The organism is Leucobacter alluvii (genome assembly GCF_039530485.1).
Classification (GTDB): domain Bacteria; phylum Actinomycetota; class Actinomycetes; order Actinomycetales; family Microbacteriaceae; genus Leucobacter; species Leucobacter alluvii.
In genome coordinates this window covers 175122-197983 of the sequence record NZ_BAAAOP010000001.1, presented here as the reverse complement: position 1 = coordinate 197983, position 22862 = coordinate 175122, and the positions used below count along the sequence as shown (strand labels likewise).

The 22862-nt window shown below is 69.3% G+C and carries 22 protein-coding genes; 9 read left to right on the top strand and 13 right to left on the bottom strand.

The genetic code is table 11. From position 1 onward, the window contains the following. Positions 1-14: 14 nt before the first annotated feature. Positions 15-2540: an ATP-dependent Clp protease ATP-binding subunit gene (locus ABFX18_RS00915; protein ID WP_090150963.1), complete on the bottom strand. Its 2526-nt coding sequence runs from the start codon at positions 2538-2540 to the stop codon at positions 15-17. 180 nt (positions 2541-2720) lie between these two features. On the opposite strand from ABFX18_RS00915, the gene ABFX18_RS00910 reads away from it, so the two are divergent. The 9 genes from ABFX18_RS00910 (at position 2721) to ABFX18_RS00870 (ending at position 10766) form a co-directional block, all read left to right on the top strand. Continuing rightward, complete coding sequence (locus tag ABFX18_RS00910; RefSeq protein WP_346057071.1) at positions 2721-3392, top strand: hypothetical protein; 672 nt, start codon at positions 2721-2723, stop codon at positions 3390-3392. After that, a complete protein-coding gene (locus tag ABFX18_RS00905; protein ID WP_090150969.1) occupies positions 3389-3619 on the top strand; it encodes a helix-turn-helix domain-containing protein in 231 nt (76 codons plus the stop codon). Before ABFX18_RS00910 ends, ABFX18_RS00905 begins: the two co-directional genes overlap by 4 nt. Positions 3620-3717: 98 nt before the next feature. Beyond that, the gene (locus tag ABFX18_RS00900) at positions 3718-4572 is read left to right on the top strand and encodes a MurR/RpiR family transcriptional regulator (protein ID WP_200331351.1); all 855 of its coding nucleotides are present in this window, start codon (positions 3718-3720) and stop codon (positions 4570-4572) included. Between the two features lie 153 nt (positions 4573-4725). Then, positions 4726-5430 carry a tyrosine-protein phosphatase gene (locus ABFX18_RS00895; protein WP_346057070.1) on the top strand — a complete coding sequence of 235 codons (705 nt, stop codon included), beginning with the start codon at positions 4726-4728 and terminating at the stop codon, positions 5428-5430. Then, on the top strand, positions 5427-6242 hold the full coding sequence (locus ABFX18_RS00890) for a metallophosphoesterase family protein (RefSeq protein ID WP_346057069.1): 816 nt from the start codon (positions 5427-5429) through the stop codon (positions 6240-6242). The genes ABFX18_RS00895 and ABFX18_RS00890 overlap by 4 nt, the downstream gene beginning before the upstream one ends. After that, on the top strand, positions 6232-7260 hold the full coding sequence (locus tag ABFX18_RS00885; protein ID WP_346057068.1) for an ABC transporter substrate-binding protein: 1029 nt from the start codon (positions 6232-6234) through the stop codon (positions 7258-7260). The genes ABFX18_RS00890 and ABFX18_RS00885 overlap by 11 nt, the downstream gene beginning before the upstream one ends. Then, entirely contained in the window at positions 7244-8959 is a 1716-nt protein-coding gene (locus ABFX18_RS00880; RefSeq protein ID WP_346057067.1) for an ABC transporter permease, read from the top strand. The genes ABFX18_RS00885 and ABFX18_RS00880 overlap by 17 nt, the downstream gene beginning before the upstream one ends. Before the next feature lie 8 nt (positions 8960-8967). Next, complete coding sequence (locus ABFX18_RS00875) at positions 8968-10125, top strand: ABC transporter ATP-binding protein (RefSeq protein ID WP_346057066.1); 1158 nt, start codon at positions 8968-8970, stop codon at positions 10123-10125. Continuing rightward, positions 10122-10766: a histidine phosphatase family protein gene (locus ABFX18_RS00870; protein ID WP_346057065.1), complete on the top strand. Its 645-nt coding sequence runs from the start codon at positions 10122-10124 to the stop codon at positions 10764-10766. Before ABFX18_RS00875 ends, ABFX18_RS00870 begins: the two co-directional genes overlap by 4 nt. A gap of 30 nt (positions 10767-10796) precedes the next feature. On the opposite strand, the gene ABFX18_RS00865 is transcribed toward ABFX18_RS00870, so the two are convergent. The 12 genes from ABFX18_RS00865 to ftsH all read right to left on the bottom strand — a co-directional run bounded on the left by ABFX18_RS00865 (position 10797) and on the right by ftsH (position 22850). Then, positions 10797-11153, bottom strand: coding sequence for a YbjQ family protein (locus tag ABFX18_RS00865; protein WP_090151423.1), 357 nt, complete (start codon positions 11151-11153; stop codon positions 10797-10799). A gap of 82 nt (positions 11154-11235) precedes the next feature. Next, positions 11236-12717, bottom strand: a complete 1482-nt coding sequence (gene cls / locus ABFX18_RS00860; protein WP_346057064.1) for a cardiolipin synthase — start codon at positions 12715-12717, stop codon at positions 11236-11238. Between the two features lie 75 nt (positions 12718-12792). Then, positions 12793-12972: a hypothetical protein gene (locus ABFX18_RS00855; RefSeq protein ID WP_346057063.1), complete on the bottom strand. Its 180-nt coding sequence runs from the start codon at positions 12970-12972 to the stop codon at positions 12793-12795. Between the two features lie 56 nt (positions 12973-13028). Then, positions 13029-14576, bottom strand: a complete 1548-nt coding sequence (gene lysS, locus ABFX18_RS00850) for a lysine--tRNA ligase (protein ID WP_346057062.1) — start codon at positions 14574-14576, stop codon at positions 13029-13031. 118 nt (positions 14577-14694) lie between these two features. Next, complete coding sequence (locus ABFX18_RS00845) at positions 14695-15399, bottom strand: DUF2520 domain-containing protein (RefSeq protein ID WP_346057061.1); 705 nt, start codon at positions 15397-15399, stop codon at positions 14695-14697. After that, positions 15396-17213, bottom strand: a complete 1818-nt coding sequence (locus ABFX18_RS00840) for a PH domain-containing protein (protein WP_346057060.1) — start codon at positions 17211-17213, stop codon at positions 15396-15398. Before ABFX18_RS00840 ends, ABFX18_RS00845 begins: the two co-directional genes overlap by 4 nt. Beyond that, entirely contained in the window at positions 17210-17734 is a 525-nt protein-coding gene (locus ABFX18_RS00835) for a PH domain-containing protein (RefSeq protein WP_200331336.1), read from the bottom strand. The genes ABFX18_RS00840 and ABFX18_RS00835 overlap by 4 nt, the downstream gene beginning before the upstream one ends. 24 nt (positions 17735-17758) lie before the next feature. Beyond that, the gene (locus ABFX18_RS00830) at positions 17759-18274 is read right to left on the bottom strand and encodes a DUF3180 family protein (protein ID WP_090151001.1); all 516 of its coding nucleotides are present in this window, start codon (positions 18272-18274) and stop codon (positions 17759-17761) included. Continuing rightward, a complete protein-coding gene (gene folK, locus ABFX18_RS00825) occupies positions 18261-18830 on the bottom strand; it encodes a 2-amino-4-hydroxy-6-hydroxymethyldihydropteridine diphosphokinase (protein ID WP_211648867.1) in 570 nt (189 codons plus the stop codon). The genes ABFX18_RS00830 and folK overlap by 14 nt, the downstream gene beginning before the upstream one ends. Beyond that, on the bottom strand, positions 18827-20125 hold the full coding sequence (gene folP / locus ABFX18_RS00820; RefSeq protein ID WP_346057059.1) for a dihydropteroate synthase: 1299 nt from the start codon (positions 20123-20125) through the stop codon (positions 18827-18829). The genes folK and folP overlap by 4 nt, the downstream gene beginning before the upstream one ends. Further along, positions 20122-20724 carry a GTP cyclohydrolase I FolE gene (folE, locus tag ABFX18_RS00815; RefSeq protein WP_090151007.1) on the bottom strand — a complete coding sequence of 201 codons (603 nt, stop codon included), beginning with the start codon at positions 20722-20724 and terminating at the stop codon, positions 20122-20124. The genes folP and folE overlap by 4 nt, the downstream gene beginning before the upstream one ends. Positions 20725-20729: 5 nt before the next feature. Further along, positions 20730-22850, bottom strand: a complete 2121-nt coding sequence (ftsH, locus tag ABFX18_RS00810; RefSeq protein ID WP_090151010.1) for an ATP-dependent zinc metalloprotease FtsH — start codon at positions 22848-22850, stop codon at positions 20730-20732. Positions 22851-22862: the final 12 nt, after the last annotated feature.

The following is a 22862-nucleotide window of genomic DNA, read 5'->3' as shown; positions in this document are numbered from 1 at the left end:
CTGCGCGGAGTGCGTTACTCGCCGATGCCGGGAGTCGCGGCGGTCGAGGCCACGGCGGCCGCGGCCGAAGCCGAGGCGGCTCCCGCGTCCCGATCCGCGCGCGGCTCGGTGGCGAAGGTGAACTCGCCGTCGACGAAGTCGACCTTCACGAGGTCGCCCGCCAGCAACTCGGCGCTCAGGATGCGCTCCGAGAGGCGATCCTCGATCTCCCGCTGCATCGCGCGGCGCAGCGGACGCGCACCGAGCGTCGGGTCGTAGCCCACCTCGGAGAGGCGCTCGCGCGCCGCGACCGAGATCTCGATGTGCATGTCGCGATCGAGCAGGCGATCCTTCAGCTGCTTCACGAACAGATCGACGATCTGCAGCAGCTCCGGCTTGGTGAGCTGCGGGAACACGATCGTGTCGTCGACACGGTTCAGGAACTCCGGCTTGAAGTGCTTCTTGAGCTCCTCGTTCACCTTGCCCTTCATCATGTCGTACCCGACCGACGAGTCGCCCTCGAGCTGGAAGCCCACCGGGCCGCCGGCGATCGCGGTCGATCCGAGGTTCGTCGTCATGATGATGACGGTGTTCTTGAAGTCGATCACGCGACCCTGACCGTCGGTGAGGCGACCCTCTTCGAGGATCTGCAGCAGCGAGTTGAAGATGTCGGGGTGAGCCTTCTCGATCTCGTCGAAGAGCACGACGGAGAACGGCTTGCGGCGCACCTTCTCGGTGAGCTGGCCGCCCTCTTCGAACCCGACGAACCCCGGAGGGGCGCCGAAGAGACGCGAAACGGTGTGCTTCTCGCCGTACTCCGACATGTCGAGCGAGATCAGCGCATCCTCGTCATCGAACAGGAACTCGGCGAGCGCCTTCGCGAGCTCCGTCTTACCGACGCCCGTCGGGCCGGCGAAGATGAACGAGCCGGAGGGGCGCTTCGGATCCTTGAGGCCGGCGCGCTGGCGACGGATCGTCTTCGCGAGTGCCGAGATGGCCTCGTTCTGGCCGATGACGCGCTGGTGGAGCGCGTCTTCCATGAAGCGGAGCCGCGAGGTCTCCTCCTCGGTCAGCTTGAACACCGGGATGCCGGTCGCCTGAGCGAGCACCTCTGCGATCAGTCCCTCGTCGACCTCGGCCTGGGTGGCCACGTCGCCCGAACGCCACTGCTTCTCGAGGCGCAGTCGCTCGGCGATCAGCTTCTTCTCCTCGTCGCGCTTGTTGGCGGCGGCTTCGAAGTCCTGACCCTCGATCGCCTGCTCCTTCTCAGCACGGACGACGGCGATCTTCTCGTCGAACTCCCGCAGCTCCGGCGGGCTCGACAGGATCGACAGGCGGAGGCGTGCGCCGGCCTCGTCGATCAGGTCGATGGCCTTGTCCGGCAGGAAGCGATCCTGCACGTACCGATCGGCGAGATTCACCGCGGCGACGATGGCGCCGTCGGTGATGGAGACCTTGTGGTGCGCCTCGTAACGGTCGCGCAGGCCCTTCAAGATGTTGATCGAGTGCGGGAGCGACGGCTCCGCGACCTGGATCGACTGGAAGCGGCGCTCGAGCGCTGCGTCCTTCTCGAAGTGCTTGCGGTACTCGTCGAGCGTGGTGGCGCCGATCGTCTGGAGCTCACCGCGCGCGAGCATCGGCTTCAGAATGTTGGCCGCGTCGATCGCGCCTTCTGCCGCACCGGCACCCACGAGCGTGTGGATCTCATCGATGAAGATGATGATGTCGCCTCGGTTGCGGATCTCCTTGGTGACCTTCTTCAGGCGCTCCTCGAAGTCGCCGCGGTAGCGGCTGCCCGCGATCATGGAGCCGAGGTCGAGCACGTAGACCTGCTTGTCCTTGAGCGTCTCGGGCACCTCGCCCTTGATGATCGCCTGCGCGAGACCCTCGACGACGGCGGTCTTGCCGACGCCGGGCTCGCCGATCAGCACCGGGTTGTTCTTGGTGCGGCGCGAGAGGATCTGCATGACCCGCTCGACTTCCTTCTCACGGCCGATCACGGGGTCGAGCCTGCCCTCGCGGGCCGCCTGCGTGAGGTTGCGGCCGAACTGATCGAGCACCTGCGAGCCCTTGGACTCGCCGCCCGACTCCGGCGCACCCACGGTCGCGCTCTCCTTGCCGGCCTGGTAGCCGGAGAGCAGCTGGATCACGGTCTGGCGCACGCGGTTGAGATCGGCGCCGAGCTTCACGAGCACCTGCGCGGCGACGCCTTCTCCTTCGCGGATCAGGCCGAGCAGGATGTGCTCGGTGCCGATGTAGTTGTGGCCCAGCTGCAGCGCTTCGCGCAGGCTCAGCTCGAGCACCTTCTTGGCGCGCGGCGTGAACGGGATGTGACCCGCCGGCGGCTGCTGCCCGGTGCCGATGATGTCGGTGACCTGCGCACGCACTGCGTCGAGCGAGATCTCGAGCTGCTCGAGCGCCTTCGCTGCAACGCCCTCGCCCTCGTGGATCAGGCCCAGCAGAATGTGCTCAGTACCGATGTAATTGTGGTTGAGCATCTTCGCCTCTTCCTGGGCGAGCACCACAACCCGGCGAGCACGATCAGTGAATCTCTCGAACATCTCCTACCTCCTTGCGACGCCTGTAGCACGGGAAAGGCGCCGCCGATGGAAACAGGCTACGTGGTGATCCCGTACCGCGGGGCCGTGTTCGCCGCAGGCGTGACGGGCGGTTGACGGACGAGCCCAGCATCCCGTAGCTTATCGATCACCGATAATAACGATGAACGATAAGGAGGCGCCATGTCAGCGTCGCAGCTCCCCCAGCGCCCACCCTCCCGAGGTGAGTTCACTCCGCGCAGGATCCGCTCGGACGCCATCGGCGTACTCGTCATGTGCTCACTCGCCGCGATCGCCGTCGTCGCGCTCGCGATCGCCGAGTTCCGGCGTCGCTTCGTCCCCGGTGGCATCGCGTGGACCCTTCCGATCCAACCGCGGGAGATCACCGCGGAGGGGGTGACGGAGTACGGCGCAGACGGACCGATCGCAGCGGACCCCATCTCCGGGATCGCGACGCGGATCGACGTGATCGTGCCCGATGTCAACCCGGTCTCGACGGTGTGCCTGGCGATCTCGATCGCGCTCGCGGCCATTGCCGCCCTGGTCGTGATCGCCTGCACGGCGCGACTGACGCGGAGTGTGCTGCGCGGCGAGTTCTTCACGCCCGCCGTGAGCCGAGCATTCAGCGCAGCCATGTGGAGCGGCGTCGGCGGAGCGCTCGCGGCGTATGCGTTCCGGCACTTCGCGGCGAACGGGGTAGCCGCAGCACTCGACGTCCGTACCACAGACACCGGAACCCTGGCGTGGTGGGGATGGTACATGATCATCCTCTTCGGGATCTCCGCCCTCGGACTGATCGACATCGCAATCCGACGCGCGATGCGCCTCGAGCGCGAGACCGAGGGCCTCGTATGACTCCCGTCGACCCCGGCGAGGGGCACGCGATCCACTGCCGGCTCGACGAGCTGCTCGCAGAGCGGGGTCTCACCCTCACGCAGGTGAGCGAGATGGTCGGGGTGAGCCTCGTGAACCTCTCCGTGCTGAAGAATGATCGCGCGCGAGCGATCCGCTTCTCGACGCTCACCGCGATCTGCCGTGCGCTCGACTGCGAGGTGGGCGACCTGCTCGTCGTCTCCGAGTAGCGCGACGTCGGAGCCAGAGCCCGTGCAGGCCGGAGGCGGACCCGCGCAGTCCACTGGCTCGACACCCCGCGTTCACCCGTGCCGCTTACCGTGAACGCATGTCGTCGCCCTCGCTCTCCCCAGCAGCACCCGCGTCTGCGCTCGCCCTGATCCGCGCGTTCGCCGCGACCCTCGGGCAGAGCGAGGGCGCGGTCGCCCGAGTGATCCTCGATCGCCCCGCCGACGTCCCGCAATGGTCGACGCAGGAGCTCGCCGCGGCGGCCGGAACATCGACCGCCACCGTCATCAGAGCCTGCCAGCGGCTCGGATTCCGCGGGTTCCAGCATCTGCGCCTCGAACTGGCACGGGAGATGCCCGCCTCCGGCACCGAGGAGCGCACCCCGGGAGACGCCGTGGACCAGGTCTTCGAGAGCGCGCGGGCCGCACTGCTCGTCGGGCGGGCTTCGATCGACCGCACCGCCCTCGCCGAGGCCGCCGCGCTGCTCGCGCGCGCCTCGCGCGTCGTGTGCGCCGCCAACGGGTTCTCCGCTCCACCACTGCAAGACGCCGCCATGCGCCTCGCCACGGTCGGCCGCCCGGTGGAAGCGCCGCTCGACATCCTCGCTCAGCAGTTCGCCGCTCACAGCCTCACCGATGCTGACGTCTGTTTCGCACTCAGCCATTCCGGGGCGAACGCGCACACACTGGCGACGGTGCGCGCCGCGCGCAAGCGCGGTGCGCGAATCGTGTCGCTCTGCAGCTACCCGAGGGCCCCCCTGGTCGAGCTCTCGGACGTCGCACTCTCGACCGGCGCGGTCGGCACCCAGCACGCGGTCGATCCCTTCTTCAGCCGACTCGGCCACTCCGTGCTGTTGCAGGCGCTCGTCACGGAGGTCGCGGGCCTGCGATCGAGCACCGACGCGCTCGACATGCGCGAGGTCGTCGCTGACGCCCTCGTCGACTCTCAGCAGTAAATCTGTCTGATCTGGGATCTTCGCACCCTTCTCCAGTTCGACAGCTGCGCGTCCCCACCCGTTCACCACCGCGACACCCTGCCCGGCGATGCTGCTCATGTAACCGCATTTCACGCCCGATGTAACGGGCGACACCGGCAGGAGAACAGAGCAGTGCACGACATTTCACTCGACGGCAGCTACAACGCACGAGGCATCGGTCACCGCCGTCGCCCCTGGCTCGTGCGCTCGGCCGGCCTCGATGCGCTCACCTCCGGCGGCGAGCGCAGCCTTCGAGACGTCGGCGTCGACCTCGTCATCGACCTGCGCGAGGAATCGGAGCAGGCGGGGCGCACGCACACGATCCCCGTGCGCTCCGTGCCGCTCTACGGCGCAGCGCCGCCCAGCTCGGGAACGCTCGAATCCGTCTACGCGGGGCTCGTCCGCGATCGCGGCTCACGGCTCACCGCCGCTGTCATCGCCATCGCCGAGCACCCGGGAACCGCGGTCGTGCACTGCACAGCCGGGAAGGACCGCACCGGACTCGTCGTCGCACTGGCGAGACTCGCCGCGGGAGACGCGCGTGCCGAAGTCGTGGCTGACTACGCAGTATCGGGCGAGACCGTGCGCCCGCAGCGGGAGGCGATCGCCGCCGCGCAGCTCTCGGGCGTCACGCTCTCAGCTGCGGCGCGCGCCGCGTCGGAGCGACTCCACCTCGACAGCCCCGCGGAGGCCCTCGAGTCGGCACTCGACATCGTGGATGAGCTGGGAGGGGTCGCGCAGTATCTCCGCACGCACGGCGCGACGTCCGGGCATGTGGCCGCCCTCGCGGATCGGGCGGACGCGCACGCCGCCATCGCCTCCGGATCAGTCGCATGAGCCGCCGCACCGGCCGGTTCACGGTGCTCCACGTGAGCGACCTCCACGCCACGGAGAGCGGTCTGCTCTACGACGCGGTCGACGGCCTGGGTCGGCTCGAACGGGTGGGCGATTACGCGCTCGCGACCGGCATCACGCCGGAGGCGGTCGTCATCACCGGCGACCTCATCGAACGCGGCAACGCCGGCGCCTACGCCGCGGTGGCACGGGCGTGCGATCGCCTGCAGGATCGCCTGGCCGCACCGGTGCTCACCGTGCTCGGCAACCACGACGACCCCATCGCCGCGCACGCACTTCCCGGCCACGCGCGCGCGCACATCGGCGCCCACCTCGTCGACGGCGTCCGCGTGGTCCGCCTCGACTCGCGCACCGGCCGCATCGACGCCGATCAACTCGAGTGGCTCGCCTCCGAGCTCGCTGCACCGGCGGAACGCGGCACGGTCGTCGCGCTGCACCACGCGCCGCTCGGCTCACCGCTGCCGGCGCTCCGCCGCCAGGGCCTCCGCAACGCGGAAGAGCTGCTCCACGTACTCGACGGCAGCGACGTCCGCGCGATCCTCGCCGGGCATTTCCACCACGGCCTCACAGCATCGATGCACGGCATTCCCATCTTCGTCGGCCCCTCTCTCGCCTACCACCAGGTGATGAACGCCGGCCCCGACGCCGTCGCCGGGCACGACTCCCCCATGTTCTCGCTCGTCCAGTTCACGAGCGAGGGAGTGAGCGCTTCCACGATCGCGCTGCACTCACCCGAGCCCCTCTTCACCCAGTCCATCACCCGCTCTGCACAGAAAGCGACCCATGTCTCGTAACCGTTCCACCGGCGTCATCGCCGCGTTCGCCCTGTCGGCCCTCGCACTCACCGGATGCGCCGCTTCGGCGGACGCAACCGACTCCGGCGATGCCGGCACCCCCGATGCGTCGACGATCACCCTGTACACCTCGGAGCCGCAGGAGAAGATCGACGCGATCGTCGCGGCGTTCACCGAGCAGCACCCGGAGATCACCGTCGACGTCTTCCGCGCCGGCACCGGAGATCTCACCGCTCGTATCGCAGCCGAGGAGAAGTCGGGCGACATCGGCGCCGACCTGCTGCTGGCGGCCGACGCCGGCACGTTCGAGGACTACGCCGAGCGCGACCTGCTCCTCGAGTACGAATCCCCCGAAGCCGCGGCCATCAATCAGGATCTCGTCGATCCCGAGCACTTCTACGTCGGCACGCGAGTGCTGCCGACCGTCGTCGCGATCAACACGAACGTCATCACCGAGGCCCCCGAGTCGTGGCAGGATCTCACCGACCCCGAGTACGCGGGGAAGATCGCGATGCCGAACCCCGACGTCTCGGGCGCCGCTGCGTACAACGCCGCCGTGTGGCTCGACAACGACGACATGGGCATGACCTGGCTCGAGGGGCTCGCCGCCAACCAGCCCCTGATCGCGGAGAGCAACGGCCCCGTCTCGCAGGCCGTCGCCGACGGCAGCAGCCCGGTCGGGATCGTCGTCGACTCCCTCGTGCGGGACCTCGCCGCCGCGGGTTCGCCCATCGAGGCGGTCTACCCCGAGGAGGGCGTGCCCTTCGTGTCGCAGCCGGTCGGCATCTTCGCCGATACCGCGGAGCCAGAGGCCTCCCAGTTGCTCGTCGACTTCCTCATCAGCAAGGAAGGGCAGGAGATCGCAGCATCGCAGTCGTACCTCCCGATCCGCGATGACGTCGAGAGCCCGGAAGGCGCGCCCGCTACTGCCGACATCACACTGCTCACCCCCGACCTCGAGACGATCCGCGCGTCGCAGGCCGACGCCGTCGAGACTTTCAATGGCCTCTTCCAGTAACACGCTCTCGCGGCCGCTCGCGGGCTCGACCGATCACGGTCGGGCCCGCGGGACCGGCCGGGATCGCACCACCGATGCGGCGAGGTCCCGGTTCTCGCTCGACGGCCTCGGCGCGGTGCGCATCGCCCTGTGGTGCGCGGTCGCCGCCCTCATCCTCGTACCGATCATCGCGATCGTCGTCCTCGCCGCGACCGGCGGCGGATGGACGGCCCTCGGCGATCCCGACGTGCTCGGAGCCGCCGGCAACTCGCTCGTCTCCGCCGCCGTCTCAGCCGTGCTCGCCGTGGTCATCGGCAGCGCGCTCGCCGTGCTACTCGAACGCACCGACCTGCCCGGCCGTCGCGCGCTCCGCCTGCTCGCACTCAGCCCGATGCTCATGCCGCCGTTCGTCGGGGCGATCGCCTGGCTCAGCCTGCTCGGCCCCTCGGCAGCGGTGAACACGTTCTGGACGCAGCGGTTCGGCGCACCGCTCTGGAATCTCTACGGCGGCGACGGCGTGATCTTCCTCCTCACCCTCCACAGCTACCCGATCGCGATGATGATCGTGACAGCTGCACTGCGGCGCATTCCCGCGGACCTGGAGCAGGCGGCGCGCATCTCCGGCTCCTCCGCGCCCCGCGCGCTCTGGGAGGTCACGACGCCGCTGCTGCGACCCGCCATGCTCTCCTCATTCACACTCATCGCCGTCTCGAATCTCGCCGATTTCGGCATCCCCTCCATCATCGGTCTGCCCGAGCGCTACGTCACGCTCTCCACCCTCGTCTACCGCTACCTGCAGTCGGGCACCGTCGACGACCCCCTCGCGGTGGTCTCGGCCATCGGGTTCGTACTGCTCGTCATCGCGCTGCTCGGTGTCGTCGTCGATCTGCTGCGCACGCGCACACGGGTCGAGCTCGACGCGCAAGCCGGAGCACCGGCCCGGCTCCCGCTCGGACGCGCCAGGGTGCCGGTCGGCGCGCTCACCGCCATCGCAGTGCTCGCGGTCACCGTGCTGCCGCTCATCACGCTCGCCATCCAATCCCTCTTGCCAGCGCCCGGGGTGCCGCTCACGCTCGAGACGGTCACACTCGCGAGCTTCGAACGGGCCCTGTCGGCATCGGGCACACTCACCGGTATCGGCAACTCACTGATGCTGGCGACACTCGCCGCCATCATCTGCGGAGTGCTGGGACTCGGGATCGGCACGTTCGTGACCCGCACGCGCGCTCGGAGCAACCCCGCGCTGCTCGGTCTGTCGCTCCTGCCGCAGGCGATCCCCGGACTCGTCATCGCTGTCGCCTGGCTCGTGATCGCACCGAAGATCGGCCTCTCCAACACGCCCTGGCTGATCCTCTGCGCCTATCTGACGTCGTTCCTCGCCCTGGTCGTGCAATCCGTGCACGCCCCGCTCTCCGCGACCCCGACGACTGCGGAGGAGGCAGCCCGCATCTCGGGCGCCACCCGGCTGCGGGCGCTCTGGGACATCTCGTGCCGCATGGCCGTTCCCGCAGCGATCTCGGGGGCGGTTCTCGTCGGGCTCACCGCTGTGCGCGAGCTCACGCTCTCCGTACTCCTGCTCTCGCCCGGCTCCCAGACGCTCGGCGTCGTCATCTTCAACCTGCAGCAGGCAGGCGCCTACAACGCCTCGTCCGCGCTCTCGCTCATCGTCGCACTCGTCGGACTCGCCGGACTCGGCCTCACCGCCCGCACCCCACGTTAGGAACGCTCGTGTCTTCCGTCGCACTCGAATCGGTCAGTCTCTCCTACCCCGGGGGCCATCTCGGGCTCGCCGACGTCGATCTCCGCATCGGCGACGGCGAGTTCGTGGCCCTCGTCGGCCCGTCGGGCTCCGGCAAGACGACCCTGCTGCGCACGGTCGCCGGTTTCATCGCCCCGACCGCCGGAACCGTGCGCATCGGCGATACCGTGGTGGCATCGCCGAGCCGGAGCCTGGAGCCCGAGCGGCGCGGGCTCGGCATGGTGTTCCAGCAGCACGCGGTCTGGCCGCACTGGAACGTCGGCCGCAACATCGAGTACCCCTTGCGCCGGGGCGGCGTCTCGCGAGCGGAGCGCCGCCGCCGCGTCGCAGAGGCACTCGATCTCGTGGGTCTCCCCGGCGCCGAGCGGCGCAACCCCGCCACGCTCTCCGGCGGCCAGCGGCAGCGCGTCGCGATCGCCCGAGCAATCGTCGCGCGCCCGCGCGTGCTGCTCCTCGACGAGGCGCTCTCCGCACTCGACGAGCCGCTGCGCGATCGCCTCCGACTCGAACTCCGCGCGCTCACCCGCGAGCTCGGCCTCACCGTGCTGCACGTCACCCACGACCGGAGCGAGGCGCTCGCGCTCGCCGATCGGGTGGTCGTCGTCGACGGCGGCCGAGTCCAGCAAGTGGCGACCCCCGCTGAGCTGGTGGAGCGCCCCGCGTCGGCCTTCGTCGCGGGGTTCGTCTCCGATGCGGCGATCGTGCCGGGAGTGCTCGACCACGCCGGGTTCCGCGCTGGTCAGCACCCGCTCGCGCTGCCGTTCGAGCGTGTGGACGGGACGCGACTCGACGGCCAGGGGCGAAACGGTGGCGCTGCAGTGGAACTCGCCGTCTCGCCCGAGCACGTGCGCGCGATTCCAGACCCATCGGGCCCCGCGACCGTCACCTCGTCGCTCTTCGGCCGAGGCGGCGACGACCTCGTGATCGACTGGCAGGGGCTCTCGATCCGCTCGCGTGCGCACGGCGTGCGTTGCGCTGCTGGCACCCGTGTGCGCGTGGAGATCGAACGGGCGACCGCCTTCCGCAGCCCGACGACCGAGACGCACGGGCGAGTGGTCTCCGAACCGTCAGCCGGTTCCTCCGTCGCGGGCGCAGCACGACCTCGACCGGTTAGCGTGGGAGTATGAGCACCCCTGAATCTCGCGCCGCATCCATCGTCATCGTTCGGCACGGCGAGACCGACTGGAACATCGGTCGCCGCATCCAGGGCCGCACCGATATCCCGCTGAACGAGCGCGGCCGCAGCCAGGCCGGTGAGATCGCCGAGCTGCTGCACGATGCAGGGCCGTGGCGGCGCGTCATCGCGTCCCCGCTCAGTCGCGCCGCCGAAACCGCTCGCATCATCTCCGACCGGCTCGAGCTGCCGCAGGCGGAGATCGCGGATGACGTCATCGAGCGCGACTTCGGTTCGGCCGAGGGGATGCTCGTCACCGATGCCAGCGCCCGGTGGCCCGGCCTCGACGTCCCCGACGCGGAGGCTCTCGCGGCGCTCGCGGAACGCGGAGCGTCAGCGTTCGGGCGGATCCTGCGCGAGGCCCCCGGGTCGATCGTCGTGGCCCACGGAGCGCTCATCCGCTCCGCCCTGACAGCGCTGAGCGGAACGGAAGCCCCGCGCATTCTCAACGGCGAGGCCTGGCTGATCTCACCGGCGGTCGCGAGGGATGCACCGGCAGCCCACGAGATCCCGTTCCCGGTCGACGAGACGCGGAACGGGCCGCGGATCGCGATCCGCCGCCTCGGCACCCCGGCTGAGCAGCACGCGTTCTGACGCCGAGCCCGTCTGGTCGGGCTTCCCCGACTACTGCGCCGGGTTCTGCGGCGTCGCGGGCGCCTGCGGAGCGAGCGGTTCGATGACGACGGCCGTGCCGTACGCGCAGAACTCGGTGAAGTTGCCGATCGCGCCTGAGTCGAACCGCATCGCCACCACCGCATTCCCGCCGCGGGACTGGGCCTCCGCCCACATGCGGTGCATCACTTCCCAGCGCGATTCGTAGATCACCTTCGTGTACTCGGGCATCTCGCCGCCGCCCAGTGCCCGGAAGCCCGCCGTGAAGTTCTGCCCGAAGTTCGCGGAACGCACGGTGAGCCCCATCACCTCCCCGAGCACCTGGGTGATCCGGTATCCCGGTACGTCGTTGGTGGTCACTGCGAACATGATCTGATTCCCCTCGTACGACTCTGCTCGCACCCGCCGGCGCAGCTGAGTTCAGCGTAGACCCTCGCCGCTCGCGGCGAGGCTACTGCAGCGCCGAGGTGAGTCGCGCGATGCCGTCGAGCAGCTGCGAGGGCAGTGACTGCTTCTCCCACTCCTCGAGGGTCAGCTCGCGCGAGTTCTCGCGGTAGTAATCGGTGACGCCGTCGAGATCGCGCACGAATTCCGCTCCGTGCACCACCATCGAGATCTCCATGTTGAGCCCGAAGGATCGCTGATCCATGTTCGACGATCCGACGACCGCGACCTCCTCGTCGACGGTGAAGTGCTTCGAGTGGAGGATGTACGGCGGGCGGAACATCATGATGCGCACCCCGGCGCGCAGCAGCTCCTCGTAGTAGGAGCGCTGAGCGTGATACACGAGGGCCTGGTCGCCGACCTCCGAGACGAAGAGCTCGACCTCGACTCCGCGAGCGGTCGCCGCACGCACCGCGTTCATGATTGAGCCGTCTGGCACGAAGTACGGGCTGGTGATGCTGATCCGCCGCTGCGCGGAGTACATGAGGGCGACGAAGACCTGCAGGTTGTTCTCGCCGGCGTACCCCGGACCGCTCGGCACGATCTGGCAGTCAAGTTCACCCGGCTGCTGAACGGTGAACGCCTCCTCGGTGAGGTTGGTCAAGTACTCGCCGGTCTCGAGATACCAGTCCCCTTGGAACACGGCCTCGAGCCCGAGCACGATGGGCCCTTCGACGCGCACCATGAGATCTTTCCAGTGCAGACCGCGCCGTCGGTTCGAACGCTTGTTGTATGTGGAATCGACGAGATTCTGCGAGCCCATGAAACCGACCGCGCCGTCGATGACGATGAGCTTGCGGTGATTGCGCAGGTCGGGTCGCTGGTATTCGCCGCGCCAGGGCCGCACGGGCAGCATGTACGACCATTCGGCGCCGATGTCGGTGAGACTCTGCCTGGTGCGCTTCGCTCCCGGGTTGCGCACCGCCGAGATGTGGTCGAGCAGCACGCGCACGGTGACACCGCGAGCCACGGCCTCGCGCATCGCCGCGAACACGTCATCGGTCGTCTCGTCGTGCACGAGAATGTAGAACTCGATGTGCACGTATTCCTCCGCCTCGCGAATGGCGGCGGCCATTCGGGCGAACGACTCCTCGTAATCGATGCACAGCGAGGCCGTATTGCCCTGCAGCATGGGCTGCGCACCGAGCTCGCGACCGAGCTTCACCACGCTGTCGAGACCGGGAAGCATGCGCTCGGGCGGCGTGATGAGCTCGGCTTCCTCTTGGTCGGCGATCTGGGCGACGAAGTGGTTGATCGCTTCCTGTTTGCGTTCGCGCGAGCGTGGCAGTCGCTTACTGCCGATGACGAGGAAGAGCAGCAGTCCCGGCACCGGCAGAGCGAAGATCGCCATGAGCCAGGCCATGCCGGCGGTTGGACGCCGGTTGCGCGGAACGACGAAGATGGCGACAAGTCGAATCAGATTGTCGACGACGAGCACGAACCAGGCCCACACGACGGGCCAATCGAGTCCGAGCCAGTCGAATTCCATCTGGCCCCCTCCGTCACCTCAGCGCATTAAATACGCGAGTACGCGCACGTCCACTGTACCGGGGAACGGAGTGTTTCAGGCTTCGTCGCGAGCCGGCAGCCCGGCCTTCGCGCGCTCCTCGGCTTCGATGCGCTGGTAGGCCTGGCGCTCCGTGCGGTCGGCACGCAGAATCAGCCGCAGCACCAGCCAGAAGAAGATGCCGATCAGCACGGTCGGAGTCAGCGACCAGACCGCGTTCAACCACCAATTGTCCATAGTTCTCCCAGTGTACTTGCGCCCCCGCGCGAAAACCTGGGGAGCTCTGAACGCGACTACTTGACGAGCGGGAAAAGGATCGTCTCCCGGATTCCGAGCCCGGTGAGCGCCATCAGCAGTCGATCCATGCCCATGCCCATGCCACCCGACGGGGGCATGCCGTGCTCGAGCGCGCGCAAGAAGTCTTCGTCGATCGGCATCGCCTCGTCGTCGCCCCGGGCGGCCTCCGCCGCCTGCTGCGTGAAGCGCTCGCGCTGCACGACCGGGTCGACGAGCTCGGAGTACCCGGTCGCCAACTCGAAGCCGCGCACGTACAGATCCCATTTCTCCACAATGCCCGGGATCGAGCGATGGTGACGCGTGAGCGGGCTCGTCTCGACCGGGAAGTCCATGACGAAGGTCGGTCGGGTGAGCCCGTCCTTTACGAAGTGCTCCCACAGCTCCTCGACCAGCTTGCCGTGATTCGGCAGGTGCACCTCGACGCCCTCGGCGTCGGCGATCGCCTGCAGCTCTGCCACGCTGGTCTCCGGCGTGATCTCCCTGCCGGCCGCTTCGGAGAGCGTGCCGTACATCGAGATGCGCTCCCAGTCGCCGCCGAGATCGAAGAGCGTGCCGTCCGCCCACCGCACCACGTGCGTGCCCGCCCGCTCAGTGCCGGCGTTCGCCGCGAGCGCCGCGTTCTGGATGAGCAGCTGCGTGAGGTCGGCGATGCCGTTGTAGTCGGAATACGCTTCGTACGCCTCGAGCATCGCGAACTCGGGGCTGTGCGTCGAGTCGGCGCCCTCGTTGCGGAAGTTGCGGTTGATCTCGAAGACGCGCTCGAGGCCGCCGACCGCCGCGCGCTTGAGGTACAGCTCCGGCGCGATGCGCAGGTAGAGCTCGGTGTCGAACGCGTTCGACTCGGTGACGAACGGGCGTGCCGATGCGCCGCCGTGCATCGTCTGCAGCATCGGAGTCTCGACCTCGATGAAGTCGCGCTCCGCGAACGTGCTCCGCAGGCTCGCCATGGTGCGTGCGCGGGTGACAACGTTGATGCGGGCCTGCTCGCGCTGGATCAAATCGAGATAGCGCTGGCGGATGCGCGTCTCCTCATTGAGCTCGGCGTACATGTTGGGCAGGGGCGCGATCGCCTTCGCCGCGATCGCCCACTCGCGCACCATGATCGAGAGCTCACCGCGGCGGCTCGAGATGATCTCGCCGCTCACGAACAGATGATCGCCGAGATCGGTGAGCTCCTTGTAGCGCGCGAGCGACTCCTCGCCCACCTCTGCAAGGCTCACCATCGCCTGAAGGCGTGTGCCGTCGCCGGCCTGCAGCGAGGCGAAGCAGAGCTTGCCGGTGTTGCGCTGGAACACGATGCGACCCGCGAGACCCACGGTCTCACCGGAAGCCGTGTCGGGTGTCTGCTCGAGGTGCCCGTGCGCGGCGCGCACTGCGGGGATCGTCGTCGTCACGGGCAGCGAGACGGGGTAGGCGCCGCCGGCGAGGTCGGCTCCGGCGTTCAACCGGTCGCGCTTCTCGAGTCGCACCCGCTTCTGCTCGAAGATCTCTTCGGCGGTCGCCTCCGGGGCGCTCTCTGCGGGTGCTGCGGTCTGCTCGCTCATAGGGGCGGGATCCTCCGGATCGTGTCGGCGTACCGATCCATCCTAGCTTCCGTGGGCGAAGGCGGCCCGCGCACGGACCTGCGCACCCGAGAGCAAGTTCCCACTCTCCGGCTACTCACTACATTTCGGGATCGGGCTCCCCCGCGATCAGCTCCTCCGCGACCGCGGCGCGCACGATCCCGGCCACCACGTGATCGGGACGCTCGATTCCGATCTCCCGCAACGCATCGATGCCCTGCCGCACGACGGCACGCGAGAACTCGCGGGCGGCGCCGACGGCTTCGGCGTAGGCCGCGCGATCCTCCTCGGCGACGATGACGGGCTCGGCGCCCATCTCGACGGCGAGCGCCTGCCCGATGGGCAGCACCGGCGCAGGGGCGGTGACGGCCACCGTCGCCTCGGCGAGTCGCGTGAGGTCGAGACTGGTCCCCGTGAACACCATCGCCGGGTGGAGGGCGAGTGGAATCACCCCGGCGGCGAGCGCCGGGGCGAACACGCCGTACCCGTGCTCGGGCGCGGTGTGGATCGCGAGCTGCCCGGGCTGCCAGGCGCCAGTCGCGGCGAGCCCGGTGACCAGGTCGGGAAGTTCGCTGCCCGGAACGGCGAACAGCACGAGTTCTGAGCGCCGTACGACCTCGGCGACGTCGAGCACCGGCACTCCGGGCAGCATCGCCTCCGCGCGCTCCCGCCCGTCGACTCCGAGCGCCGTGATGCCGACGATCGCGTGCCCGGCTCCTGCGAGCGCCCGGGCGAGTACGGGCCCGACGCGGCCGGCGCCGACGACGCCGATGCCGAGCCTGGACGCGGCTGCACCCGCGCTCACGCCTCGTGCGCCCGTCCACTCGTGAGCCCGTGGCCGTGGCGCGGGGCGCGGAGCGGCTCGGGCGATGCCGGCTCGGGCGATACGGGCTCCGGCGATACCGGCTCCGGCGATACGGGCTCCGGCAGCCCGGACTGGGCGGGCACCGGCTCCGCCAGCACCGGCTCGGCGGGCATCGGCTCGGCCAGCGGAGCGCGCGCCTCGAGGATGCGCTGGGCTTCGGCGCCCTGCACGCGGAGCACGAGCGCTGCGAGCTCGTCGAAGAGTCGGCGAGCAGCGCCGAGTTCGAGCCCGCGCATCTCCATGCGCACGGGCCCGAGCACCGTGTGCGCCGAGATCGATGCGAGGCCGAGCATGCGATGCACGAGCGGCCGTCGCAGCTGGATCGATTGCGCGCGGAGGATGGGCATGATCGCGAACGAGCGCGTCAGCACGCCGCGCCGAATGCGCAGCGTCGCGTCGTCACCGCCGGTGTCTTCGATGCGGAGGCCGGCGCGACGACGACCCCAGAGCAGCACGGCTGCCGAGCGTCGGCCCCCGCGCACGTACCCGTCGGCCGGGCCGATCAGTCCGTCGCGCAGGGTCGCGATCTCGTCGGCCTCCGTCCCGGTGCCGGGGAGCAGTGTCTCGATCACCCGGAGCACGTCGGCCTCTCGCCCGACGGGCAGCACGACGTTCTGGGTCGCGTTCTGCCCGCCCTGCGCGACGGAGTGGCCCGCCGTGGTGATGCGCACCTTCCACCAACCGAGCGGGCGCCAGAGCAGCGGCTGCCGCGCTTCCACCGCGTGGATGCGCCCGAACGGGATCGACTCGGTGATGGTCGACGTGAGGCCGGAACCGGTGCGCACCGCGTCGTCCGTGCGCGAGAGCGTGAAATTGAAGCCCTTGTTGAACTGCCCGAACATGACGCTCGCCATCACGATCAGCAGCGGGATGACGCCGAAGATCAGGAAGGCTTCGAGCACGGCGCCGCCGATGATGATGCCGGCGATGAGCACCACGAGGATGATCGCCTCCCACCCGAGCGCGATACTCGCCGCGAGCCGACCGACGGGCACTTTCACCAGCGTCTGCGCTTCGAGCGCCTCCGGGTCGATGTCGGCGTCGACGAAGTCATGCGCGCGGGCGGTGAGCGCGTCACCCGCAGTCGAATAGACCGTTCCGTCCAATCCGACGGGCGCCGGGGCTGACACGTCGGCGACGGCGCGCTGACCTGCGGCACCGCCGCGTCGACGCGATCCTGACACCTGCAGAATCTGCTCGCGCACGGTTTTCGCGTCTCGATGGCCGAGGAACGACAGCTCGACCTTGCCCCCCTGCCCCGCGGTGACGACCTCGATCTTCGTGAGGCCGAGCGCGCGGGCCAAGAGCGATCGCTGCAGGTTCACGCTCTGGATGCGCTCGAGCGGCGCGCGTCGATGCGAGCGGAACAGCACCCCGTTCCGCACCTCCACGGCGGCCTCCGTGATGCGGTACGTGGCGAACCGCCACGCCAGCCAGGAGAACAGCACGATCAGCAGGAGGATCAGCAGGAGGCCGCCGAGCACGGCGAGCAGCAGCCCCTCGGCGACCAGGAACTCGTACAGGTCGACCAGGTCGCGATCACCGGAGACATCGACGGACGCATCCCCGTCATCGAGGTTGTTCGCGAAGAAGAACTGCACGAAGTGATCTCGGAAGTTCGCGACGATGATGCCGGCGATCACGAGCAGCGCGAGCCCGCCGCGAAGGAGCGGCGACAGCGGATGCATGCGCCGCCAGCCCTCGGCGTCGGAGGAGCCGGGCAGTTGGGCGTCGACTTCGGGGTCGACGGTCACAGGCCCGACCTCCGCGCCTCGGCGAGCTCAACGAGACGGTCGCGCAGCTGCTCGGCGTCTTCGTGGCGCAGACCGGGCAGATTGACTCCGGTCGCGGCCGAGGCGGTGACGAACTTGAGCGTCGCCAGTCCGAGTGCCCGCAGCAGCGGACCGCGAGTGACGTCGACCAATTGCAGGCGTCCGTACGGCACGGCGATGACGCGCTCGAACATGATGCCGCGGCGGAAGAGCAGATCGTCGTCGCGCAGCACGTATCCGATCGCGCGCACGCGTCGGAACGCGAAGATCGCGTTGATCAGGAAGATCAGGATCAGCGCCGGGAGACCGATGCGCAGGAAGAGCGGCGCGTCGCCACCGGTCGACACGAAGATCACCGCGAAGACGGCGGCCAGCGCGATGACGAACAGCAGGTTCACCGCGAGATCCGCCCACGCGTACGACGGCGAGACGCGCTTCCAGTCGACCCGCTCCGTCTGCCACCCGGCTGCGGACTCCGTTACCTCAACATCACCCGTAGTCATGGCACCAGCTTAGGCCCAGGCCGATCAGCGGTCTCGGTACACCGCCGGGTCCGCCGGTCCTCGCTCGGGATCGAGCCCGCCGTCCTCGTCCGTCTCATCGCCCGGCGGCACGCGGCACCAGTGCTCGACGATCGCGGCGCACCCGAGCAGCACCGCACCGGCGATGACGACGAGCATCATCGGTACCCACGTCGCAGCCGTGGCGGCCACGCTCCGACCGGTCAGCGAGAGCAGCAGCCCGGCCCCGAACCCGCCGAAGAGCGCCCCCACGATCTGCCCGGCTCGCGCCGTCACGAGCAGCCGGACGGCGTGGAACGGATCGATCGCTCCGGGCTGCTTGCGGATCTGGCGACGCAGGCGCAGGCCGAAGACGAGCAGCACCCCCGCGACCAGCACCAGGGAGGCGGGCAGCGAGAGCGGCGGGGAGAGCGGGGCGTGCCCGCGGCTCGACAGGGCGAACTGCACCACCAGTCCGACGGCTGCGCCCATCGCGGCGACCGCGAGCGTGACGAGCGGGTTGCTGCGCTCAACCTTGCGCATCGAGCCCTCCCGATCTGCCCGGCACGACCTTCGAGCCGGCATTCGCGTGGTCGTCATGGCTCAGGGGCACGGTGGTATCGCCGATCCGCGCGAGCAGGTCCGCAACGCGGCCGTGGCCCATGAGCACCGCGTCGGGGTCGAGATCGAGCCAGGGGGCGAGCACGAAATCTCGCTCGTGCGCGCGGGGATGGGGCACCTGCAGCCGGTCATCCGATATCACGCGCCCGCCGAACAGCACGAGGTCGATGTCGAGCGTCCGGTCACCCCAGCGGATGTCGCGGACGCGGCCGTGCGTCGTCTCGATCGCCTGCATGGCATCGAGCAGCGCATGGGGGTCGAGTGTCGTCCGTGCGGTGGCGACGCCGTTGACGTAGCGGGGAGCATCGGGATCTGGCCCCGACGCCGTCAGCGCGATCGTCTCGCGCAGCGCAGAGGCCTCGAACCGCTCGATGCCCGGAGTCGCGGCGAGTGCGCGCTGCGCTGAGCGGATGGTCTCTCCGCGATCCCCGAGGTTCGCGCCGAAGGCGAAGAGCACGGGAACGACCTGGGCGATCACAGCGGGGCCCTCTCCGCAGCATGACGCACGATGGTGACCGAGACGTCTGAGAAGGTCTGCGCGATCGGGGCATCCGGTTTGTGCACGGTGATGCGCGCGCGGCGCACGCCGGCGAACCCGAGTGCGACCGTCGCGGCCCGCTCGGCGACCGTCTCGATCAGGTCGACCGGGTCTCCGCCGACGGCGGCGGCGATCGCGTCCGCGAGTTCCCCGTAGTGCACGGTCCGCGCGAGCGCATCGTCGGCGGCAGCGCCGGCGAGGCTCACCTGCACGTCGGCGTCGATGATGAAGCGCTGGCCCTGCTCGCGCTCGAAGTCGAAGACCCCGTGGTGGGCGAACACTTCGAGGCCGGTGAGGGTGATCCGATCTTCTTGCGTGTCGCTCGTGCGCTCCGGCTCCGCCGTGCGCCGGCGAGCCCCGCTCCAGGCCGCCTGCACGGCGAGCGCCTGGCGCGTGCCGACGACGTCGTGCACGCGCACGCCCCAGGCCCCGGCGTCGGCAGCCAGCGCGCTGACCACGGCTGTTGCGAGATCCCGCTCGTGGGAGCGGTTGATCTCGCCGGGTTCACGTCGGGGCGTCGCGAGCTCCGCGATGGCCTCCCCCAGCATGCGCTTGCGCGACGCTCCGACGAGCACGGGGAACCCCACGGCGTTGAGCTCCCCCAGCGCGGCGAGCAGCTGCCAGCCCTGATCTCCGGTCTTGTCGAAGCCGAGTCCGGGATCGAGCACGAGATGTTCGGGGCTCACTCCCGCCGCGATCGCGGCACGGACCCGCTCCGCGAGGGCGTCCGCCACCTCGCTCACGACGTCCCCGTACTCGGAGCGCAGGTGCGCGGGGTCGGGGATGCCGCGCCAGTGGCCGATGATGAATCCGACTGATCGATGACGGCCGGCGTCGGCGGCGACGGCGAGCATCGCGGGGTCGTGCAGGCCGCCCGAGACGTCGTTGATCCAGCGCGCGCCCGCTGCGACCGCAGCGGCTGCCGTGTCGGCGTGCAGCGTATCGACCGAGACCGTGGCACCGGCCTCGGCGAGGGCGCGGATCACGGGGAGGACGCGCGCCTGCTCCTCCGAGCTGCTCACCGGCGTCGCTCCCGGACGCGTCGACTCGCCGCCCACGTCGACCACGTCGGCGCCCTGGGCCACGAGTTCGAGGCCGCGTTCGATCGCCGGATCGTGCGCAGCATACGATCCGCCGTCGCTGAACGAGTCGGGGGTCACGTTGAGCACGCCCATCACCGTCGGACGTGCCCGCTCGCGCGCCCGCGGCCGCGCCCGTGAGACGGAGCCGGTCACGCCTCGCCGCTCTCTGCTCCAGCGAGAGGCGCTCGGCCCAGCAGGGCGAAGACCGCGGCTTGCTCGGCCGCGTCTGCGAGCGACCCGCGAGACGCCACGGTGATGATCGTCGATTCGCTCTGCCGCACGCCCCGGTCGGCCACGCATCCGTGGCTCGCCTCGAGCACGACGAGCACGCCGTGCGGGTCCAATCCGTCGTGGAGGGTCTGCGCGATCTGCTCGCCGAGCCGCTCCTGCATCTGCGGTCGCGCTGCGAGCATCTCGACGACGCGAGGGATGGCGCTCAACCCGACGACGCGCTCGTTCGGCCGGTAGGCGATGTGCGCTCGCCCGCGGAACGGGAGCAGGTGATGCTCGCACATCGAACGCAGGGTGATGTCGCGTACGACGACGAGCTCCCCGGTGTCTTCGCCGACCGGGACGGAGTCGGAGAGCAGCACCGACGGGTCGCGGCCGACACCCGCGAAGAACTCGGCGTACGCGTCCGCCACACGGAAGGGAGTGCTCGCGAGCTCGGGGCTGTCGGGATTCTCCCCGATAGCCCCGATGAGCTCGCGCACCGCCGAAGCGATCCGCTCCCGATCCACCGTGTCACCCATGGTGATTACTTCGTGCTGTCGCGATCGTCCCCGCCGACGCCGAGGTTGCGCGGGGGCTGCCCCGGGTCGCCGGTCGTCTGCGGGGGAAGCAGACCCGGTGCCGGGTCGATGGCGATCACGGGCGAATCAGCGGGAGAATCGGGGCCGGGCGCAGCGCCCGGCTCGGGATCGCCGACCGCGCGGTCGTCGGTGCGCACGGCGGCGGGTACCTCGATCGGCGGTCGATCGGAGACGGGACGATCGTCGTGCGACAACCAGGTGGGGCGCGGAGCGAGCTTCTGCACTCCCTGGAAGATCTCGGCGATCTGGATGTGGTCGAGCGTCTCCTTCTCGAGGAGTTCGCGAGCGAGCGCATCGAGGATGTCGCGGTTCTGCACGAGCACCTCGTAGGCCTCGTTGTGCGCCTGCTCCATGAGCTCGCGCACCTCGGCATCGATCGTGATCGCGACCCCCTCCGAGTAGTCGCGGTTCTGCCCGAACTCGCCCATGAACGCGCCGGGCTGCCCCTGGCCGAGCTTCACCGGTCCGACCGTCGCAGACATGCCGTACTCCGTCACCATCTTGCGCGCCGTACTCGTCGCCTTCTCGATGTCGTTGCCGGCGCCGGTGGTCGGATCGTGGAAGACGAGCTCCTCGGCGACCCGGCCGCCGAGTGCGTATGCGAGCTGATCCTGCAGCTCGTTCCGCGTGACCGAGTACTTGTCTTCGAGCGGGATGACCATCGTGTACCCCAGTGCACGGCCGCGGGGCAGGATCGTGATCTTTGTCACCGGGTCGGTGTGGTTCAGGCCTGCCGCGACGAGCGCGTGGCCCCCCTCGTGGTACGCGGTGATGAGCTTCTCATGGTCTCGCATGAGGCGCGTGCGACGCTGCGGCCCGGCGATCGACCGATCGATGGCCTCGTCGAGCGCGCGGTTGTCGATGAGCTGCGCGTTCGAACGCGCCGTCAGCAGCGCCGCCTCGTTCAGCACGTTGGCCAGGTCGGCGCCCGAGAAGCCCGGCGTCTTGCGGGCGACGATCTCAAGATCGACGTTCTTCGAGAGCGGTTTGCCCTTGGCGTGCACCTGCAGGATCTTGAGTCGCCCGGGCATATCGGGAGCGTCGACACCGACCTGCCGGTCGAAGCGGCCCGGGCGCAGCAGCGCGGGGTCGAGCATGTCGGGACGGTTCGTCGCCGCGATCATGATGACGTTCGTCTTCGGGTCGAAGCCGTCCATCTCGACGAGCAGCTGGTTGAGCGTCTGCTCGCGCTCGTCGTGGCCGCCGCCCATGCCCTGTCCGCGGCGCTGGCCGACTGCGTCGATCTCGTCGACGAAGATGATGGCGGGAGCGTTCGCCTTCGCCTCCTTGAAGAGGTCTCGCACACGGCTCGCGCCGACGCCGACGAACATCTCGACGAAGTCGGAGCCCGAGATCGAGTAGAACGGCACGCCTGCCTCGCCGGCGACGGCCCTGGCGAGCAGCGTCTTACCGGTCCCGGGAGGGCCGTAGAGCAGCACGCCCTTGGGGATGCGGGCCCCCACGGCTTGGAAGCGGGTGGCGTCTTGCAGGAAGTCCTTGATCTCGTGCAGCTCCTCGACGGCCTCATCGGCACCGGCGACATCGGCGAACGTGACCTGCGGCGTCTCCTTCGAGACCAGTTTCGCCTTCGACTTGCCGAACTGCATGACCCCGCGGCCACCGCCCTGCATGGAGGAGAGCATCCACCAGATGAGCAGGCCGATGAGCAGCAGCGGGAGCAGGAAGCTCAGCAGCGACCAGATCGGGCTGGGCTGCGGCACCTGGTCGGTGTACCCGTCCTTGAGATCCGCGTCGTTCACGGCTTCGACGATGTCGAGACCGCGGGGCGCGACGTAGTAGAAGTAGACGTCCTGCGATCCGGTCTTCTTATCGGCCTTCTCGAGTTCGAGATTGACGCGCTGATCCCCGTCGATGATCTCCGCGTGCTTCGCGTCGCCGTCGGCGAGCATCTCGAGACCGCGATCCGTCGACACCTCCTGCGTGCTTCCGCCCGACAGCAGCGACCACCCGAGCAGCACGATGATCGGTGCGAGGATCAGATAGAGCAGCGGCCCGCGCAGGAGCCGACGGCTCTTCGATGTGCTCTTCGTCGAATTCTCTGCCAAGTCTGGACCTTT

What these genes read in the sequence shown, in the direction of transcription:
- ABFX18_RS00915 (WP_090150963.1), bottom strand. Translation starts at nt 2,540, where the DNA reads ATGTTCGAGAGATTCACTGATCGTGCTCGCCGGGTTGTGGTGCTCGCC.
- ABFX18_RS00910 (WP_346057071.1), top strand. Translation starts at nt 2,721, where the DNA reads ATGTCAGCGTCGCAGCTCCCCCAGCGCCCACCCTCCCGAGGTGAGTTC.
- ABFX18_RS00905 (WP_090150969.1), top strand. Translation starts at nt 3,389, where the DNA reads ATGACTCCCGTCGACCCCGGCGAGGGGCACGCGATCCACTGCCGGCTC.
- ABFX18_RS00900 (WP_200331351.1), top strand. Translation starts at nt 3,718, where the DNA reads ATGTCGTCGCCCTCGCTCTCCCCAGCAGCACCCGCGTCTGCGCTCGCC.
- ABFX18_RS00890 (WP_346057069.1), top strand. Translation starts at nt 5,427, where the DNA reads ATGAGCCGCCGCACCGGCCGGTTCACGGTGCTCCACGTGAGCGACCTC.
- ABFX18_RS00885 (WP_346057068.1), top strand. Translation starts at nt 6,232, where the DNA reads ATGTCTCGTAACCGTTCCACCGGCGTCATCGCCGCGTTCGCCCTGTCG.
- ABFX18_RS00880 (WP_346057067.1), top strand. Translation starts at nt 7,244, where the DNA reads ATGGCCTCTTCCAGTAACACGCTCTCGCGGCCGCTCGCGGGCTCGACC.
- ABFX18_RS00870 (WP_346057065.1), top strand. Translation starts at nt 10,122, where the DNA reads ATGAGCACCCCTGAATCTCGCGCCGCATCCATCGTCATCGTTCGGCAC.
- ABFX18_RS00865 (WP_090151423.1), bottom strand. Translation starts at nt 11,153, where the DNA reads ATGTTCGCAGTGACCACCAACGACGTACCGGGATACCGGATCACCCAG.
- cls (WP_346057064.1), bottom strand. Translation starts at nt 12,717, where the DNA reads ATGGAATTCGACTGGCTCGGACTCGATTGGCCCGTCGTGTGGGCCTGG.
- ABFX18_RS00855 (WP_346057063.1), bottom strand. Translation starts at nt 12,972, where the DNA reads ATGGACAATTGGTGGTTGAACGCGGTCTGGTCGCTGACTCCGACCGTG.
- lysS (WP_346057062.1), bottom strand. Translation starts at nt 14,576, where the DNA reads ATGAGCGAGCAGACCGCAGCACCCGCAGAGAGCGCCCCGGAGGCGACC.
- ABFX18_RS00835 (WP_200331336.1), bottom strand. Translation starts at nt 17,734, where the DNA reads ATGACTACGGGTGATGTTGAGGTAACGGAGTCCGCAGCCGGGTGGCAG.
- ABFX18_RS00830 (WP_090151001.1), bottom strand. Translation starts at nt 18,274, where the DNA reads ATGCGCAAGGTTGAGCGCAGCAACCCGCTCGTCACGCTCGCGGTCGCC.
- folE (WP_090151007.1), bottom strand. Translation starts at nt 20,724, where the DNA reads ATGGGTGACACGGTGGATCGGGAGCGGATCGCTTCGGCGGTGCGCGAG.